The sequence below is a fragment of the Burkholderia sp. E168m22 genome, from assembly GCF_001319805.1.
GTDB classification, from domain to species: Bacteria; Pseudomonadota; Gammaproteobacteria; order Burkholderiales; family Burkholderiaceae; genus Burkholderia; species Burkholderia orbicola.
This window is the reverse complement of the sequence record NZ_BBSK01000183.1, coordinates 1-622: the sequence shown is the minus strand read 5'-3', so window position 1 is coordinate 622 and position 622 is coordinate 1. Positions and strand designations below refer to the sequence as shown.

Annotated in this window: 1 protein-coding gene; it reads left to right on the top strand. The window is 67.8% G+C overall.

Annotated features, from left to right (window positions below; genetic code table 11):
* Nucleotides 1–622, top strand: a 622-nt coding sequence (locus tag AP428_RS34315; RefSeq protein WP_054928696.1) for a DDE-type integrase/transposase/recombinase, incomplete at both ends; no start/stop codon positions are given.

The window sequence follows — 622 nt, the reverse complement described above, 5'->3', positions numbered from 1 at the left end:
GCGAAGTTCTCGGCGTGGCGCGCTCTGCCGTGGCGGTGAAGCGAGCTCGCTCGTCCGACTGGCGCGATGGTCGCCGTGCCCGCGTGACCAACGATGCCGGGCTGGTCGAGGAGATTCAGGCCCATGTGGCGCACCTTCCCACCTACGGCTACCGCCGTGTCTGGGCGCTGCTGCGCCGCAGTCGGGAGCAGAGCGGTGCGCCGTGCATCAACGTCAAGCGCGTGTATCGGGTCATGCGGGAGCATCAGTTGCTGCTGCGCCGCCCTGGCATGCGGCGAGATAAGCGGCGACATGACGGTCGCGTTGCGGTGGACCGCAGCAACACCCGCTGGTGCTCCGATGGCTTCGAGTTTCGGTGCGACGATGGTACGCCGCTGCGCGTGACGTTTGCGCTGGACTGCTGCGACCGCGAGGCGATTAGCTGGGCAGCAACGACCGGCGGGCATAGCGGTGATGTGGTGCGCGACGTGATGCTGGCCGCCGTCGAACAGCGCTTCGGCACCACGCAGGCCGCGCAGCCCATTGAATGGCTGACGGACAACGGCTCGGCCTACATCGACCACCGCACGCGCAGCTTCGCTCGCGAACTGGGTCTTGAGCCGCTGACCACACCGGTCCGTTC